This is a genomic window from Delftia sp. K82, from assembly GCF_002193035.1.
In the GTDB taxonomy this organism is placed as follows: Bacteria; Pseudomonadota; Gammaproteobacteria; order Burkholderiales; family Burkholderiaceae_C; genus Comamonas; species Comamonas acidovorans.
The window spans coordinates 3,112,014-3,127,478 of record NZ_MYFL01000001.1; the positions used below are offsets into that span (position 1 = coordinate 3,112,014).

General features: G+C 67.0%; 12 protein-coding genes and 1 tRNA gene. 9 read left to right on the forward strand and 4 right to left on the reverse strand.

Annotation, left to right across the window (positions count from 1 at the left end; genetic code table 11):
• Positions 1 to 80: 80 nt before the first annotated feature.
• The 3 genes from KDK82_RS13665 (at position 81) to KDK82_RS13675 (ending at position 3,522) form a co-directional block, all read left to right on the forward strand.
• Positions 81 to 1,034 (forward strand): hydroxymethylglutaryl-CoA lyase, encoded by a 954-nt coding sequence (locus KDK82_RS13665; protein WP_088165197.1) that lies wholly within the window; start codon positions 81 to 83, stop codon positions 1,032 to 1,034.
• A gap of 39 nt (positions 1,035 to 1,073) precedes the next feature.
• The gene (locus KDK82_RS13670; protein WP_013803050.1) at positions 1,074 to 2,321 is read left to right on the forward strand and encodes a CaiB/BaiF CoA-transferase family protein; all 1,248 of its coding nucleotides are present in this window, start codon (positions 1,074 to 1,076) and stop codon (positions 2,319 to 2,321) included.
• 145 nt (positions 2,322 to 2,466) lie between these two features.
• A complete protein-coding gene (locus KDK82_RS13675; RefSeq protein WP_088165198.1) occupies positions 2,467 to 3,522 on the forward strand; it encodes a tripartite tricarboxylate transporter substrate binding protein in 1,056 nt (351 codons plus the stop codon).
• A 96-nt stretch (positions 3,523 to 3,618) separates the two neighbouring features.
• On the opposite strand, the gene KDK82_RS13680 is transcribed toward KDK82_RS13675, so the two are convergent.
• Positions 3,619 to 6,234 (reverse strand): arginine/lysine/ornithine decarboxylase, encoded by a 2,616-nt coding sequence (locus tag KDK82_RS13680; protein WP_088165199.1) that lies wholly within the window; start codon positions 6,232 to 6,234, stop codon positions 3,619 to 3,621.
• A gap of 149 nt (positions 6,235 to 6,383) precedes the next feature.
• On the opposite strand from KDK82_RS13680, the gene KDK82_RS13685 reads away from it, so the two are divergent.
• Positions 6,384 to 6,809 carry an NfeD family protein gene (locus tag KDK82_RS13685; RefSeq protein WP_013803053.1) on the forward strand — a complete coding sequence of 142 codons (426 nt, stop codon included), beginning with the start codon at positions 6,384 to 6,386 and terminating at the stop codon, positions 6,807 to 6,809.
• A gap of 100 nt (positions 6,810 to 6,909) precedes the next feature.
• The gene (locus KDK82_RS13690; RefSeq protein ID WP_013803054.1) at positions 6,910 to 7,827 is read left to right on the forward strand and encodes an SPFH domain-containing protein; all 918 of its coding nucleotides are present in this window, start codon (positions 6,910 to 6,912) and stop codon (positions 7,825 to 7,827) included.
• A 45-nt stretch (positions 7,828 to 7,872) separates the two neighbouring features.
• On the opposite strand, the gene KDK82_RS13695 is transcribed toward KDK82_RS13690, so the two are convergent.
• Positions 7,873 to 8,277, reverse strand: coding sequence for a tautomerase family protein (locus KDK82_RS13695; protein WP_012204809.1), 405 nt, complete (start codon positions 8,275 to 8,277; stop codon positions 7,873 to 7,875).
• 185 nt (positions 8,278 to 8,462) lie between these two features.
• Between KDK82_RS13695 and KDK82_RS13700 the strand changes: the two genes are divergently transcribed.
• From KDK82_RS13700 to KDK82_RS13710, 3 genes are all read left to right on the forward strand, one after another.
• Positions 8,463 to 9,407, forward strand: a complete 945-nt coding sequence (locus KDK82_RS13700; protein WP_088165200.1) for a LysR substrate-binding domain-containing protein — start codon at positions 8,463 to 8,465, stop codon at positions 9,405 to 9,407.
• Between the two features lie 3 nt (positions 9,408 to 9,410).
• Positions 9,411 to 9,977: a nucleotidyltransferase family protein gene (locus tag KDK82_RS13705; RefSeq protein ID WP_088165201.1), complete on the forward strand. Its 567-nt coding sequence runs from the start codon at positions 9,411 to 9,413 to the stop codon at positions 9,975 to 9,977.
• A gap of 58 nt (positions 9,978 to 10,035) precedes the next feature.
• A tRNA-Ser gene (locus KDK82_RS13710) sits at positions 10,036 to 10,125 on the forward strand.
• Positions 10,126 to 10,250: 125 nt separating this feature from the next.
• Here KDK82_RS13710 and KDK82_RS13715 read toward each other — a convergent pair.
• Both KDK82_RS13715 and KDK82_RS13720 read right to left on the reverse strand, forming a co-directional pair.
• The gene (locus KDK82_RS13715) at positions 10,251 to 11,318 is read right to left on the reverse strand and encodes a 2,3-butanediol dehydrogenase (protein ID WP_013803056.1); all 1,068 of its coding nucleotides are present in this window, start codon (positions 11,316 to 11,318) and stop codon (positions 10,251 to 10,253) included.
• Between the two features lie 69 nt (positions 11,319 to 11,387).
• Positions 11,388 to 13,190: an NAD(P)/FAD-dependent oxidoreductase gene (locus KDK82_RS13720; RefSeq protein WP_088165202.1), complete on the reverse strand. Its 1,803-nt coding sequence runs from the start codon at positions 13,188 to 13,190 to the stop codon at positions 11,388 to 11,390.
• A gap of 321 nt (positions 13,191 to 13,511) precedes the next feature.
• Here KDK82_RS13720 and KDK82_RS13725 point away from each other — a divergent pair, with 321 nt between their 5' ends.
• Entirely contained in the window at positions 13,512 to 15,461 is a 1,950-nt protein-coding gene (locus tag KDK82_RS13725; protein WP_088165203.1) for a sigma-54-dependent Fis family transcriptional regulator, read from the forward strand.
• The last annotated feature ends 4 nt before the right edge of the window (positions 15,462 to 15,465 follow it).

A 15,465-nucleotide genomic window follows, 5' to 3' on the forward strand; every position in this document is an offset into this window, starting at 1 on the left:
GAATATAGTTCTATCTATTAGAACCACACAGAACCCCGATGTCAACAGGTGAATCCGCCACCATCGACACCCACCACCGGATGCAACTGCCCATGTCCTCCCACCGTTTTGACGTACTCATCAGTGAAGTCGGCCCGCGCGATGGCCTGCAGTCCGTGGCCTCCACCATGTCCACGGCGCACAAGCATGCCTGGATCGCCGCGCTGGCCCATGCAGGCCTGCAGGAGATCGAGGTCGGCTCCTTCGTCTCGCCCAAGTTGCTGCCGCAGATGGCCGACGCGGCCGAGGTGGTCGCCCAGGCCATCACCCTGCCCGGTGTCACCGTGATGGCCCTGGCCCCCAATCTGCGCGGCGCCGAGGCTGCGCTGCGCGCCGGCGCCCACAAGGTCACGCTGCCCGTCTCGGCCAGCCCCGCGCACTCCATGGCCAATGTGCGCAAGACGCCCATGCAGATGGTGGACGAGGTGCGGGCCATTGCCGCGCTGCGCGACGAGATCGCACCGCAGGCCCTGATCGAGGCGGGCATCTCCACGGCCTTCGGCTGCACGCTGCAGGGGCTGGTGCCCGAGGACGAAGTGATTGCACTGGCCCTGGCCTGCGTGGCGGCGGGCGCCGATGAATCGGGCCTGTCCGACACCACGGGCATGGCCAACCCGGCCCAGGTGCGGCGCCTGTTCACAAGGCTGCGCGCCGAGCTGGGCGAACATGCAGGCGCGGCCCACATGCACAATACGCGCGGCCTGGGCCTGGCCAACTGCCTGGCCGCCTACGAGGCCGGCGTGCGCACCTTCGATGCCTCGCTGGCCGGCCTGGGCGGCTGCCCCTATGCACCCGGCGCCTCGGGCAACGTGGTCACCGAAGACCTGGTCTTCATGTTCGAGGCCATGGGCATCCGCACCGGCGTGGACATCGAACGCCTGATCGCCGCCCGCCAGCCGCTGGCCGCAGGCCTGCCCGGCGAGGAGCTGCACGGCATGACGCCGCTGGCCGGACTGCCCAAGGGCTTTGTGCCCCTCATCTACGCACCGGCCTGAGCCGCAGCGACAACCCACATATTCATTCACCGTTTTTCCATGAGCCAACCCAACTCCCCCGACACGGCCGCAGGCCAGGCCACGCCACTGCCCTACGCAGGCATCCGCGTGGTCGAGTTCACCCACATGGTCATGGGCCCGTCCTGCGGCATGATGCTGGCCGACCTGGGCGCCGAAGTCATCAAGATCGAGCCCGTGGGCCACGGCCGCGACGGCGATGCCACGCGCAAGCTGCTGGGCTCGGGCTCGGGCTTTTTCCCGCTGTTCAACCGCAACAAGAAAAGCCTGACGCTGGACCTGCAGACCGAGGAAGGCAAGCAGGCCGCGCTGCGCCTGATCGCCACGGCCGACGTGGTCTGCGAGAACTTCAAGCCCGGCACCATGCGCAAGCTGGGCCTGGACTACGACAGCCTCAAGGACCGCTTCGAGCGCCTCATCTACGTAAGCCACAAGGGCTTTCTGCCTGGCCCCTACGAGCACCGCACGGCGCTGGACGAAGTGGTGCAGATGATGGGCGGCCTGGCCTACATGACGGGCCGCCCCGGCGACCCGCTGCGCGCGGGCGCCAGCGTCAACGACATCATGGGCGGCATGTTCGGCGCCATGGGCGCGATGGCCGCCCTGGCCCAGCGCGAGAAGACCGGGCGCGGCCAGGAAGTGCAAAGCGCGCTGTTCGAGAACAACATCTTCCTGGTCGCCCAGCACATGATGCAGTTCGCCGTCACCGGCAAGCCGGCCGCGCCCATGCCGGCACGCATCTCGGCCTGGGCCATCTATGACGTGTTCGAAGTCCGGGACGGCGAGCAGATCTTCCTGGCCGTGGTCAGCGATGGCGCCTGGCGCCTGTTCTGCGACGCCTTCGGCCTGGGCGAGCTGCGCGACGATCCGCGCCTTGGCAGCAACAACGACCGCGTGCTGGCGCGCAGCTGGCTGATGCCGCTGCTGCGCGAGAAGATGGCCCCGCACAGCGCAGCCCACATTGCGGAGATCTTCGAGAAGAATGGCCTGCCCTTCGCGCCCATCGCACGCCCGCAGGACCTGCTGGAAGACCCGCACCTGAACGCCACGGGCGCGCTGGCCCCCATCACCCTGCCCGATGGCCGCGAGACCAAGACCGTGCTGCTGCCCTTCACGCTGGACGGCAAGCGCCTGGATGTGCGCCTGTCGCCGCCGCGCCTGGGCGAGCACAGCCTGGAGATCCTCACCGCCCTGGGCTACAGCAGCGAGCAGGCCCTGGCCCTGGCCCGGGGCGACGCCACCGACAGCCACGCCAAGGCTTCCCACTGAAGCCAGGCTGAGCCACTGAAGGCGCCGCCGTCCACCCGGCGCGCGGCGCCCCTGCAACCTTGCACCCCATCCACCCCACACCGGACGACGCTTGCCGCGCGCCCGGCGGGGAGGCCTTTTCCCAAAAATTCCCGGAGACAACACCATGCCCGCCATCCACCGCAACCCGGCCGCCCAAAAACAGACACAGACACAGACCCAGGCCCGCCCTTGTTCCGCCCCGCGCCGCCAGTTGCTGCTGTGCGCCCTGCCCGCATTGGCTGCCGCCCTGCTCCCGCTGGCGGCCCAGGCCCAGCCTGAGCACTGGCCCTCACGCGCCGTGCGCATGGTCGTGCCCTACACGCCGGGCGGCGGCACGGACGCGGTCGCGCGCCAGATCAGCGAGCGCGTGGGCACGCTGAACAAATGGACCGTGGTCGTGGACAACAAGCCCGGCGCGGGCGGCAACATCGGCCTGGATGCAGTGGCCAAGTCCGCGCCGGATGGCTATACCTTCGGCATGGGCCAGACCGCCAACCTCGCCATCAACCCCGCCCTGCTGCCCAGCATGCCCTTCAACCCGCGCACCGACCTGATCCCCGTGGCCCTGGTCGCTGCCCAGCCCACGGTGCTGGTCGTGCCGCAGGACTCGCCATGGAAGTCGGTGCAGGACCTGGTCAAGGCCGCCAAGGCCGACCCGGGCGGCATCCGCCAGGGCCTGGCATCGACGGGCACGGTAGGCCACCTGGCCGGCGAGATGCTGGCCTTCAAGGCCGGCATCCAGGTGCTCAACGTGCCCTACAAGGGCGCAGCGCCGGCCGTGACCGACCTGCTGGGCAAGCAGACGCACTACATGTTCGGCACGCCCCAGGCCGTCTATCCGCTGCTCAAGGGCGGCAAGCTGCGCGCCCTGGCCGTGACCTCGGCCAAGCGCCTGCCCATCCTGCCCGAGGTGCCCACCGTGGCCGAGTCGGGCTATGCAGGCTTCGAGGCCGTGGACTGGAAGCTCATCGTCGCTCCCAAGGGCACGCCGGCTGCCATCGTGCAGAAGATGAACACCGCCGTGAACGCGGCCCTGCAGCAGCCCGCCGTGCAGCAGCAACTGCAGGCCGAGGGCAGCACGGCCCTGGGCGGCAGCATCCAGGACGCGGCCCAATACCTGCTCAAGGAACAGACGGACTGGGCCGCGCTGATCCGCGACGCAAAGATACGCCTGGAGTGACCACGGAATAACAACGCCGCAGCGGCGCAATGAAAAAGGCGCGGAGCCCCTTTCGGGACCCGCGCCTTTTTGATGGGCCGTCAGCCGGCCCGGCGATCAGATCGTGCGGCCGAAGGGACCATCGTCCCCCACCTGCACCATCTTGCGGCCGCGCGCAGGCTTGGCTGCGGTGCCGACTTCAGGCGCGGCGGGCTGCGCCTTGCGCGCTGCGGGGCGCTTGGCAGGCGCCTTGACCGCGGCGGCCTTGGCAACCTTGGCGGCCGGCTTGGCTGCCGGTTTCGCGGCTGCCTTGGCAACTGTCTTGGCGGCTGCCTTGGCGGCTGTCTTGGCCGCAGGCTTGGCTGCAGTCTTCACGGCCTTCTTCGCAGCAGGCTTGCCACCTGCCGGCGTCTTGCGGGCCGGCGCGGTCCCGGCCACGCAGTCGGCGTAGTAGCGCACTTCGCCATCTTCGCTTTGCAGTTCCACCAGGCCGTGGATGTCGGTCTCGAAGCCTGGGCACTCCTTGGCGAACTCGCGCGCAAACAGCAGGTAGTCCACGATCTTGCGGTTGAACACTTCGCCGGGAATCAGCAGCGGAATGCCGGGCGGGTACGGCGTGACCAGGCCCACGGTGATGCGGCCTTCCAGGTGGTCGATCTCCACGCGCTCGGTCTTGCGCTGCGCGATGTGGGCGTAGGCATCGGTGGGCTTCATGGCGGGCTGCAGGTCCGACAGGTACATCTCGGTCGTCAGGCGGGCGATGTCGTACTTGGCGTACAGCTGGTGCACGTGCTGGCACAGGTCGCGCAGGCCCATGCGCTCGTAGCGGCGGTGCTGCTGGCAGAACTCGGGCAGGATGCGCGCCAGCGGCTGGTTGCGGTCGTAGTCGTCCTTGAACTGCTGCAGCGCCGTCAGCATGGTGTTCCAGCGGCCCTTGGTGATGCCGATGGTGAACATGATGAAGAACGAGTACAGGCCCGTCTTCTCCACCACCACGCCGTGCTCGGCCAGGTACTTGGTCACGATGGAGGCGGGGATGCCCGTGTCCGAGAAATCGCCGTCCAGGTCCAGGCCCGGCGTCACGATGGTGGACTTGATCGGGTCCAGCATGTTGAAGCCGTCGGCCAGCTCGCCGAAGCCGTGCCAGTTGTCGAACTCCTTGCCGTTCTTGGCCTTGGAGCGCTTGGGCGCCGCGTCATGGCCGCGGATGATCCAGTCCTGGGCCGAGCCCACGCCTTCATCGGCCAGCTTCTCGGGACCCCAGACCTCGAACCACCAGTCGTCGTCGCCGAACTCGTCCTCCACCTTGCGCATGGCGCGGCGGAAGTCCAGCGCTTCCAGAATGGACTCCTCCACCAGGGCCGTGCCGCCGGGCGGCTCCATCATCGCGGCGGCCACGTCGCAACTGGCGATGATGCTGTACTGCGGGCTGGTCGAGGTGTGCATCAGGTACGCCTCGTTGAACAGGTGGTGGTCCAGCTTTTCGGTCTGGCTGTCCTGCACCAGCACATGCGAGGCCTGGCTGATGCCGGCCAGCAGCTTGTGGATGGACTGCGTGGCATACACCACCGAGTGCTTGGGGCGCGCGCGCTTCTTGCCCATGGCGTGGTAGCTGCCATAGAACGGGTGGAAGGCAGCGTGCGGCAGCCAGGCCTCATCGAAGTGCAGGTTGGCCACATAGCCGTCCAGCATGCTCTTGATGGTCTCGGTGTTGTAGAGCACGCCGTCGTAGGTGGACTGCGTCAGCGTCAGCACGCGCGGCTTGACCGTCTTGGCATCCACGCCCTTGAGCAGCGGATTGGCCGCGATCTTGGCCTGGATGGACTCCACCGAGAACTCGCTTTGCGGGATCGGGCCGATGATGCCGAAGTGGTTGCGCGTGGGCTTGAGGAACACCGGAATCGCACCCGTCATGATGATGGAGTGCAGGATGGACTTGTGGCAGTTGCGGTCCACCACCACCACGTCGCCGGGCGCCACGGCGTGGTGCCACACGATCTTGTTCGACGTGGACGTGCCGTTGGTCACGAAGTAGCAATGGTCGGCATTGAAGATGCGGGCGGCATTGCGCTCGCTCTCGCCGATGGCGCCGTTGTGGTCCAGCAGCTGGCCCAGCTCCTCCACCGCGTTGCACACGTCGGCGCGCAGCATGTTCTCGCCGTAGAACTGGTGGTACATCTGGCCCACGGGGCTTTTCAGGAAGGCCACGCCGCCCGAGTGTCCGGGGCAGTGCCAGCTGTAGGAGCCGTCTTCCGCATAGTCCAGCAGCGCCTTGAAGAACGGCGGCTGTACGCCTTCCAGGTAGCTCTTGGCTTCGCGGATGATGTGCTTGGCCACGAACTCTGGCGTGTCCTCGAACATGTGGATGAAGCCGTGCAGCTCGCGCAGGATGTCGTTGGGCAGGTGGCGGCTGGTCTTGGTCTCGCCGTAGATGTAGATCGGCACATCGGCGTTCTTGCGGCGCACTTCGCCGATGAAGCTGCGCAGGCTGTGGATCACCGGATCGGTTCCGCCATCGCCCAGCGAGAACTCCTCGTCATCGATGGACAGAATGAAGGCACTGGCCCGGCTTTGCTGCTGCGCGAATTGCGACAGGTCGCCGTAGCTGGTCACGCCCAGCACCTCGAAACCTTCTTCCTCGATGGCCTGGGCCAGGGCGCGGATGCCCAGGCCCGAGGTGTTCTCGGAGCGGTAGTCCTCGTCGATGATGACGATGGGAAAGCGAAACTTCATGGGGGCAGCCTCCGTAACCTGAGCGGGCCAAAAAACGAAACAGGCGCGAAGTGTAAGGAATATCCTTATTGCGCCTTTGAAGCGTGCGGATTTTCACCCAGAATGTGCTGCACTAAACACAAGCAACTGTCACAAAGGGAGTCTCACGCATGGAATATTCCACCATCTGGTGGCTAGTCGCCGGCGCCTTGGTCATCGCCGAGCTGCTGACCGGCAGCTTCTATCTGCTGATGCTGGCGCTGGGCGCCATCATCGGCGCGCTGTGCGCGCATGCGGGCCTGGCGCCCATTGCACAGATCATCATCGCCGCCGCGCTGGGCAGCGCCTTCGTGCTGGCCTGCTATCTGGTGCGCCGCCGCCAGCCCAGCCGCCAGCCGGCATCGAGCAACCGCGATGTCAACCTCGACATAGGCGAGTCCGTCATGGTCGAGCAATGGAATTCCGACGGCACGGCCCAGGTCCGCTACCGTGGCGCCCAATGGACCGTGATCGGCCGCCCGGGCAACCTGCCCTCGGCCGGCATGCACCGCGTGGCCGAGGTCGTCGGCAACCGGCTGCTCGTGGACAAGCTCTGAGCCACCGCTGTACCTCTTGCGCACACCTGGGGATGCAGTCCTCGCGCCCCTTCGCCTCACTCTCTTGTTTCACTGAATGCCCTCCGGGCTTGGAGACACCATGGAAATCGCTATCGTCATCGCCGTCATCGCGGCCATCTTCATCGCACGATCCGTCAAGGTCGTGCCCCAGCAGCACGCATGGGTCAAGGAACGCCTTGGCAAGTACGCGGGCACGCTCACGCCGGGCCTGAACTTCCTCGTGCCCTTCGTGGACCGCGTGGCCTACAAGCACAGCCTCAAGGAAATCCCGCTGGATGTGCCCAGCCAGGTCTGCATCACGCGCGACAACACCCAGCTGCAGGTGGACGGCATCCTCTACTTCCAGGTCACCGATCCCATGCGCGCCAGCTACGGCTCGTCCAACTACATCATGGCCGTCACCCAGCTGGCCCAGACCTCGCTGCGCAGCGTGATCGGCAAGCTCGAACTGGACAAGACCTTCGAGGAGCGCGACATGATCAACGCCCAGATCGTCTCGGCCATCGACGAGGCCGCGCTCAACTGGGGCGTGAAGGTGCTGCGCTATGAAATCAAGGACCTGACGCCGCCGGCCGAAATCCTGCGCTCCATGCAGGCCCAGATCACGGCCGAGCGCGAAAAGCGCGCCCTGATCGCTGCCTCCGAAGGCCGCCGCCAGGAACAGATCAACATCGCCACCGGCGAGCGCGAAGCCTTCATCGCACGCTCCGAAGGCGAGAAGCAGGCCGTCATCAACAAGGCCCAGGGCGAGGCCGAATCCATCAAGGCCGTGGCTGACGCCACCGCCCAGGCCATCGAACGCGTGGCCACCGCCATCCGCCAGCCCGGCGGCGAACAGGCCGTGCAGCTCAAGGTGGCCGAAAAGGCCGTCGAGGCCTACAGCCAGGTGGCATCGGACGCCACCACCACCTTGATCGTTCCCAGCAACATGACCGAGGTATCGAGCCTGATCACCTCGGCCATGAAGATGATCCAGACCGGACAGCGCACCAGCTGAGATCCGCCGGAATCCCACGAAGAACGGGCCATCGCGGCCCGTTTTTCATTGCGCGCCGGTCTGCTGCACCAGTGCCATGGCGAAGCGCCCATGGCCCACGGACCAGTCCGAGTAGTCGTTCTCATGCATGAAGATGAACACATCGGCCGGCGCAACCCCGGCCCCCTCGTGCAGGTTGCGCGCAATGGCCGCATACAAGGCCTTCTTCATCGCGTCGCTGCGTCCGCGCCGCATGGTGATCTCGACCACCACCACCGCATCCGAACGCGCCACCCCGTTGAAACTGCGGCTGAACGCGAACTGCCCGGGAGCGTACGGGTGCACCATGTTGAACAGCTCGTCCTCGGGCATGCCAATGCCTTGCACCAGCGCCTGGTGGATGCCCTGCACGACGGCATCGCGCTGGGAAGTGGAGGTGGACTGGGGCAGATAGGTGTGGACGAAGGGCATGGTGCTATGTGCTTTGGGATCGAATGGAGAGGGGGAGTCCGGCCAGAATCCACCCAGGATTGCCGGCCGAAGCGGCAAATCTATCCACCGGCCCATTGCCTGAAAAGCGATGATTCGGCCGGTTCTATGTACCTGGAACTCACATAGCCTCCACCCGCCCCGTGACCCGACTCATGACCCGACAAATGACCCAACGCCTGCCCCCGCTGGCCGCACTGCGCGCCTTTGAAGCCGCCGCACGCCTGGGCCGCATGACGGCGGCGGCAGACGAGCTGTGCGTCTCGCCCGGCGCCGTCAGCCGCCAGGTACGGCAGCTGGAGCAGCACCTGGGCCTGGCGCTGTTCGCGGGCACCAAGGCCCGCCCCACGCTCACCGCAGCGGCGCGCACCCTGCAGCCCGCGCTCACCCAGGCCTTCCAGCAGATCCAGGAGGCGGTGCGCAGCCTGGGCGACGCCCACGAAGGCCCGCTGGACGTGGCCTGCTTCAGCACCTTCACCGTCAAATGGCTGATCCCCCGGCTGTTCGACTTCCACGCGCACCACCCCGGCATCGAGGTGCGCCTGCGCACCACGGACACCGGCACCGACGCTGCACGCGAAGGCTGCGACCTGCTCATCACGGCCATCCCCACCGACAGCAGCGGCAACAGCGGCCAGGCCATTGCAGACGACGAGATGGCCCTGCCGCTTTTCGACGAATACCTGGGCCCCGTGATGTCCCCCGCAATGGCCGGGCCTGTCGCGCGGCCCCAGGACCTGGCCAGCCTCCCCTTGCTGCACACGCGCGGCCGGCGCAACGCCTGGGACCTCTGGGCTGCCTCCATGGGCATGGCCCCGCCCGCAGCGGCAGGCCCCGTCTACGAGCACTACTACTTCACGCTGGAAGCGGCGCTGCGCGGCCTGGGTGCAGCCGTTGCTCCCTGGCACCTGGTGATGGACGACGTGCAGGCCGGCCGCCTGCTGGCACCCTTCGGCTTCACGGCCTCCGGCTACCGCTACCTGGCACTGCGCCGCAGCACCGCCGCGCCTGCCCGGCTCGACACCCTGTGCACGTGGCTGCAGGCGCAGGTGCGGGCCATGCCGCAAGTGCAGAACTTCCAGCAGAACACAACGACTCCCCGCAAGATTTGAACTATGCCAACCACGCCAAATTCCGAGGAGTTTGTGACCATCGCCAGGCAGAACCCCATCAACGCTGCACTGCTGCAGCGCCTGCCGGCCCTGGGCCTGAATCAATGCCACCTGACGGCAGGCTGCCTGTTCCAGGCCTGGTGGAATCGACACTCAGGCCGCCCTGCAGGCTGGGGCGTGAAGGACTACGACATCTTCTACTTCGACGACAACGACCTGTCGTGGGAAGCCGAAGACGCCGTAATCCGCAAGGCCGAGCAGTTGCTGGCCGACCTGGGCGCCCGCATCGAAATACGCAACCAGGCGCGCGTGCACCTGTGGTATCCACAGCGCTTCAACGCGCCCTATCCCCAACTGCGTAGCGCCCGCGATGGCATGGACCGTTACCTGATCGCCTGCACCTGCGTTGGCATCGATGTGACCAGCGGGGAGCTGTATGCGCCCGATGGACTGGCAGACCTCGCGGCAGGCCGGCTGCGCATCAACCCCAGGTTCGCACAACCGGCCATGTTCGAGGCCAAAGCGCGAAACTACCAAGAGCGCTGGCCTTGGCTCACCGTGGCGAATTGATGGCACACCATGGAGTTTGTCCAGGACGTGAAAAACCAGTGCTAGAATCGCGGTCTTCGGAGAGGTGGATGAGCGGTTTAAGTCGCACGCCTGGAAAGCGTGTGTGGGCTAATCCCCACCGCGGGTTCGAATCCCGCCCTCTCCGCCAAAATGATCTAAGCCCTTGATTGATTCAATCAAGGGCTTTTTTCTTTGCGCAGCGTGACCACACGGCAGGCATCAGGCGAACCCGCTCCTGATCGCAGCGGGTTCGATTCAGGCCTGCCGCCCGGCCTACCTGAGCCGTGGCTGCACGATGATCTTCACCGCCGATTCGTTGTTGTGAATCAGCGTGTCAAAGCCCTGCGCCACCAGGTCATCGAGCTGGATGCGCTGGGTGATGAAGGGCTCGAGGTTGATCTTGCCCTCCTCGACCAGCTTGATGGTTTCCTGGTGGTCGTTGCAGTAGGCAATGGTGCCGCGCACGTCCAGCTCCTTCATGACCACGCTGTGCACGTTGATGGTGGCCGGATGGCTCCAGATGGACACGATCACCACCACGCCCGTGGCCTTCGTCACGGCCACCAGCGTGTCCAGCACCTTGTTCACGCTGGAGCACTCAAACGACACATCCACGCCCTTGCCGCCGGTGAGCTTCATCACCTCGGCCACCACGTCCACTTCGGAGGGGTCCAGGATGTGATCGGCCACGCCCGATTCACGCGCCTTCTGCTTGCGCTTGGCGCTCAGTTCGGTGATGACCACCGTCAGGCCCTTGGCCTTCAGGATGGCGGACAGCAGCAGGCCGATGGGGCCTGCGCCGCCGACCAGCGCCACATCACCCGCCTTCGCTCCGCTGCGGGTGTAGGCATGGTGGCCCACGGACAGCGGCTCGATCAGCGCGGCCTGGTCCAGTGGAATGGCATTGGAGATCGGGTGCACCCAGCGGCGCTTGACCGCAATCCGTTCGGACAGCCCGCCGCCGCGCCCGCCCAGGCCGATGAAATTCATGTCCTTGGACAGGTGGTAGTGGTCGCCCGGCCCCGTGGGCACGTCGTCGGCCACGATGTAGGGCTCCACCACGACGTGCTGACCGACCTTGATATCGTCGACGCCCGCGCCCACGGCGTACACCACGCCGGAGAACTCGTGCCCCATGGTGATGGGTGCGGACTCGCCCGAGATGGGGTGCGGATGGCCGCAGGGCGGAATGAAGATCGGCCCTTCCATGAACTCATGCAAATCCGTGCCGCAGATGCCGCACCAGGCCACCTCGATGCCCACGGTGCCGGGCTCCACCACGGGTTCGGGTATGTCTTCGATGCGGATGTCGCCCCGGTCGTAGAAACGTGCTGCTTTCATGATTGAACTTTCTGTTTTGCAAGGCTGGGTTGGCGGGCGGCACAGCCGCCCCATGGCGATTATTCGGCCTTACCGCAGGTGATGAACTTGCTGCAGGTCATAGACACGCACTGGCAGGCCTTCCTGCCGCGCCTTGAGCTGCAGCGCCAGGTACAGCGAATAGTGGCGCGACTGGTGCAGGTTGCCGCCGTGGAACCACAGCGCCTCTTGCTGCGTGGGCTTCCACATGTTGCGCTGCTCGCCCTCCCACGGCCCCGGGTCCTTGGTGGTGTCCGAGCCCAGGCCCCAGACCTTGCCCACCTTGTCTGCCACCTCCTGGCTGATCAGGTCGGCCACCCAGCCGTTCATGGAGCCATAGCCGGTCGCGTAGACCACCAGGTCCGCCGGCAGCTCGGTGCCATCGGCCAGCACCACCGCGTTTTCCGACAGGTGGCTGATCTGCTTGCCCGCCTGCAGCTTGATGCTGCCGTCGATCACCAGATCGCAGGCCCCCACGTCGATGTAGTAGCCCGAGGCGCGGCGCAGGTACTTCATGAAAAGGCCGGAGTCGTCATCACCGAAGTCCAGCATGAAGCCGGTCGCCTCCAGCTGGCGGTAGAACTGAGCGTCGCGCTCGCGGATGCGGTCGTACACCGGCACCTGGAAGTCGGCCATGATGCGATAGGGCAGCGAGGCGAAGATCAGGTCCGCCTTCCTGGTCGTCACGCCGCTGGCCACGGCGCGCTCCGAATACAGGTCGCCCAGGCCGATGTCCATCAGCGAATCGGAGCGCACGATGTGCGTGGACGAGCGCTGCACCATGGTCACATCGGCGCCGTGCTCCCACAGGGCCGCGCAGATGTCGTGCGCTGAATTGTTGGCGCCGATCACCACCACCTTCTTGCCCGCATAGGCATCCGGGCCATGGTGCTGGGACGAGTGCTGCTGCTCGCCCTTGAAGACGTCCTGGCCCTTGATCTTGGGCACATTCGCCTTGCCCGACATGCCGGTGGCGAACACCACATGCCTGGGGCGCAGCACCTGCGTCTCGCCATTGCGCTCCACGGTGACTTCCCATTCCTGCCGGTCCTCATCGAAGCGGGCGTTCAGGCAATCGGTGGACGGCCAGTAGTTGACCTCCATCACCTTGGTGTACATCTCCAGCCAGTCGCCGATCTTGTCCTTGGGCGCGAACACGGGCCAGTTGTCCGGGAAAGGCATGTACGGCAGGTGGTCGTACCAGACCGGGTCGTGCAGGCACAGCGATTTATAGCGGTTGCGCCACTGGTCGCCGGGGCGCGCCTGGCGGTCGATGACGATGTGCGATACCCCCAGCTGGCGCAGCCGCGCGCCCAGCGCAATGCCGCCCTGGCCGCCGCCGATGACGAGCACGAAAGGCTGCTTGTCACGGCCCAGCTCCTGGGCCTCCTGCTGGCGGCGCTCCAGCCAGGTCTGGCGGCCACGCCGGATGCCGTGCTCGGCCCCCATCGGGCGGCGCGTGCCCATGGGTTCCTCATGGCCCTTGAGCTCCTGGGCGGCCGTCAGCAGCGTCCAGATGCGCCCGTCCCTGATGCGGACATGGCCGCCGCCGCGCGCATGGCGCGTGTCGATCACGATCCAGGCGGACACCACGCCATCGGCCTCCTCCACCGTCTCACGCTCGTCCAGCGAAAAGCGCACGGGCGCCGCGGCGTCCAGCTGCGCAGCCAGCATGTCGGCGATCTGGCTGCGCCCTTCCATGGTCTTGATGTTCCAGGTCAGCAGCACCAGGTCGCGCCAGTAGCATTCATCGGCGAACAGGCGGCTGGCGGCCGCGAAGTCGCGGTCTCCCAGGGCATGGTTGAGTTGGTCAAGCAGCGCCTTGGCGCGGGCGTTGGGCGTCGTATCGGTCATGGTTGTCTCCTTGATGCGGTCATGCCCGCTGGTTTTTCTTCGGGCAGGCGCTCTTACGCAATCAACATGCCAGGCATGGCCCGGCGGCAGGATGCGCCAGGCAAATCAAGGGGTTGCCTGCGCGCCTCCGGTACAAACCCTGCGCCTTGCACCCCGCTGCCCGGCGTTGCCGCCCGCGACAGGTGGGGCAGCCCTGCGACACCTGTCGCACCAGACGTGCTGCAGCGCAGCAGGGGCAGTGGGTAAGTCTTGATTGGCGCTGCACCGTGCAGGGCACAGAATCGTCTGCGGCACGTTCAAAGCCCGCATCGACTCCACGCCATGCCCCTGCAGTCCTACGCCTCGCACATCCAGGAAATCGAAGCCTTCGGCCTGGGCTACTCCAACCGCGGCCAAGAGCGCGACCGCGCCGTGCTGCGCAGCTGGCGCCGCTGCATCGATTCCCACCGGCTTGACCCGGCGCATACCAGCGAAGCCCACATCGTGACCGACGGCCAGCTGCGCGCGCACCGCGAGGAGTCCGAGCCGCTGATCCACATCGCCCGCCATGCGCTGGAGCGGCTGTACCAGCAGCTCAAGGGCCTGGACTACGTGCTGCTGCTGGCAGACCGGCACGGCGTGGCCGTGGACTTCCTCGGGCACGAGGCCGACGCTGGCGACCTGCGCCGCGCAGGCCTGTACCTGGGCGCGCAGTGGCGTGAGGACCACTCGGGCACCTCGGCCGTGGGCGCCTGCCTGGAAACGGGCGAGGCGCTGACCGTGCACCAGAGCGACCATTTCGACTTCACCCACACCGGCCTGTCCTGCACGGCCGCGCCCATCTACGACATGCACGGCGAACTCGCAGCGGTGCTGGACCTGTCGCTGCTGCGCTCGCCCGCCGAGCGGGCCAGCCAGAACCTGGCGCTCAACCTCGTCGTGGCCGCCGCGCGGCGCGTGGAGCAGGCCAACCTGATGGCGCAGTCCGGCCAGGACTGGGTGGTGCGCCTGGCACAGTCGCCCGATTTCCTGGACGTCGATCCTGACGCCTCCATCAGCGTGGACGCACGGGGCCGCATCCGCGCCATGACCCACGCGGGCGCCCGCCTGCTGGTGGCCGCCGCGCAGCTGGACTGGCGCCAGCGCCACAAGCTCATCGGCCAGCCGCTGGAGCGCTTCTTCGACGTGGACCTGCGCCACCTGCCCGAGCTGCGCCGCCATCGCCCGGCGCAGGAGCGCATCATCCGCGCCCGCGACGGCAGCATCCTCTTCGCCCATGCCATGGAGCCACAGCGCCCGACACGGCGCCTGCGCGCGCAGGCAACGCCGGCGCAGCCCCCGCTGCCGGCAGCGCTGCAGGCGCTGGACACGGGCGATGCCAAGCTGCAGACGCTGCTGCGCAAGGCCGCACGGCTCGCGCCCCAAACGCTGCCCATCCTGGTGCAGGGGGAGACCGGCGCAGGCAAGGAATACCTGGCCCGCGCGCTGCATGCCAGCAGCGGCCGCAGCGGCGCCTTCGTCGCCATCAACTGCGCGGCCATTCCCGAGGCGCTGCTGGAAAGCGAGCTGTTCGGCTACCTGCCCGGCACCTGGACCGGCGGCGCCAGCAAGGGCCGCGAGGGCCTGATCGCCGCGGCGCACGAAGGCACGCTGTTCCTCGACGAGATCGGCGATATGCCACTGGCCCTGCAAGCCAAGCTGCTGCGTGTCCTGTCCGAATCCGAAATCACCCCGCTGGGCGCCCGCGCGCCACGGGCGGTGTCCGTTCGCGTCATCTCGGCCTCACACCGGCCGCTGGCCGAATTGGTGCGGCGCGGCAGCTTCCGCGAAGACCTGCTTTACCGCCTCAATGCCGCCGAGCTGCAACTGCCCGCGCTGCGCCAGCGCAGCGACCTGCAGGCGATTGCCGACCAGATGCTGGCCACGCTGGGCAGCCATCTGCACCTGGGCGACGCGGCCCGCGCGCTGCTCACCGCGCACGCCTGGCCCGGCAACCTGCGCGAGCTGCACAACGCGCTGCGCTACGCCGCAGCCCTGTGCGGGAACGATGGCGACGGCAGCATCGAGCCCGACCACCTGCCCGACGCGGTGCACGGCAACCCGCCCTGCACCGCCGCCCTGGCCAGCAACACCAGCGAGCCCGCCGCACAGGCGCTGGAGCAACTGCTTGCCCAATGCCAGGGCAACGTCTCCGAGGCGGCGCGCCAGCTCGGCGTCAGCCGCTCCACCATCCACCGCCGCATCCAGCAGCTGCAGCTTGGCGTGCGGCATGCCCAATGGCGCGGGCCATAGGGCC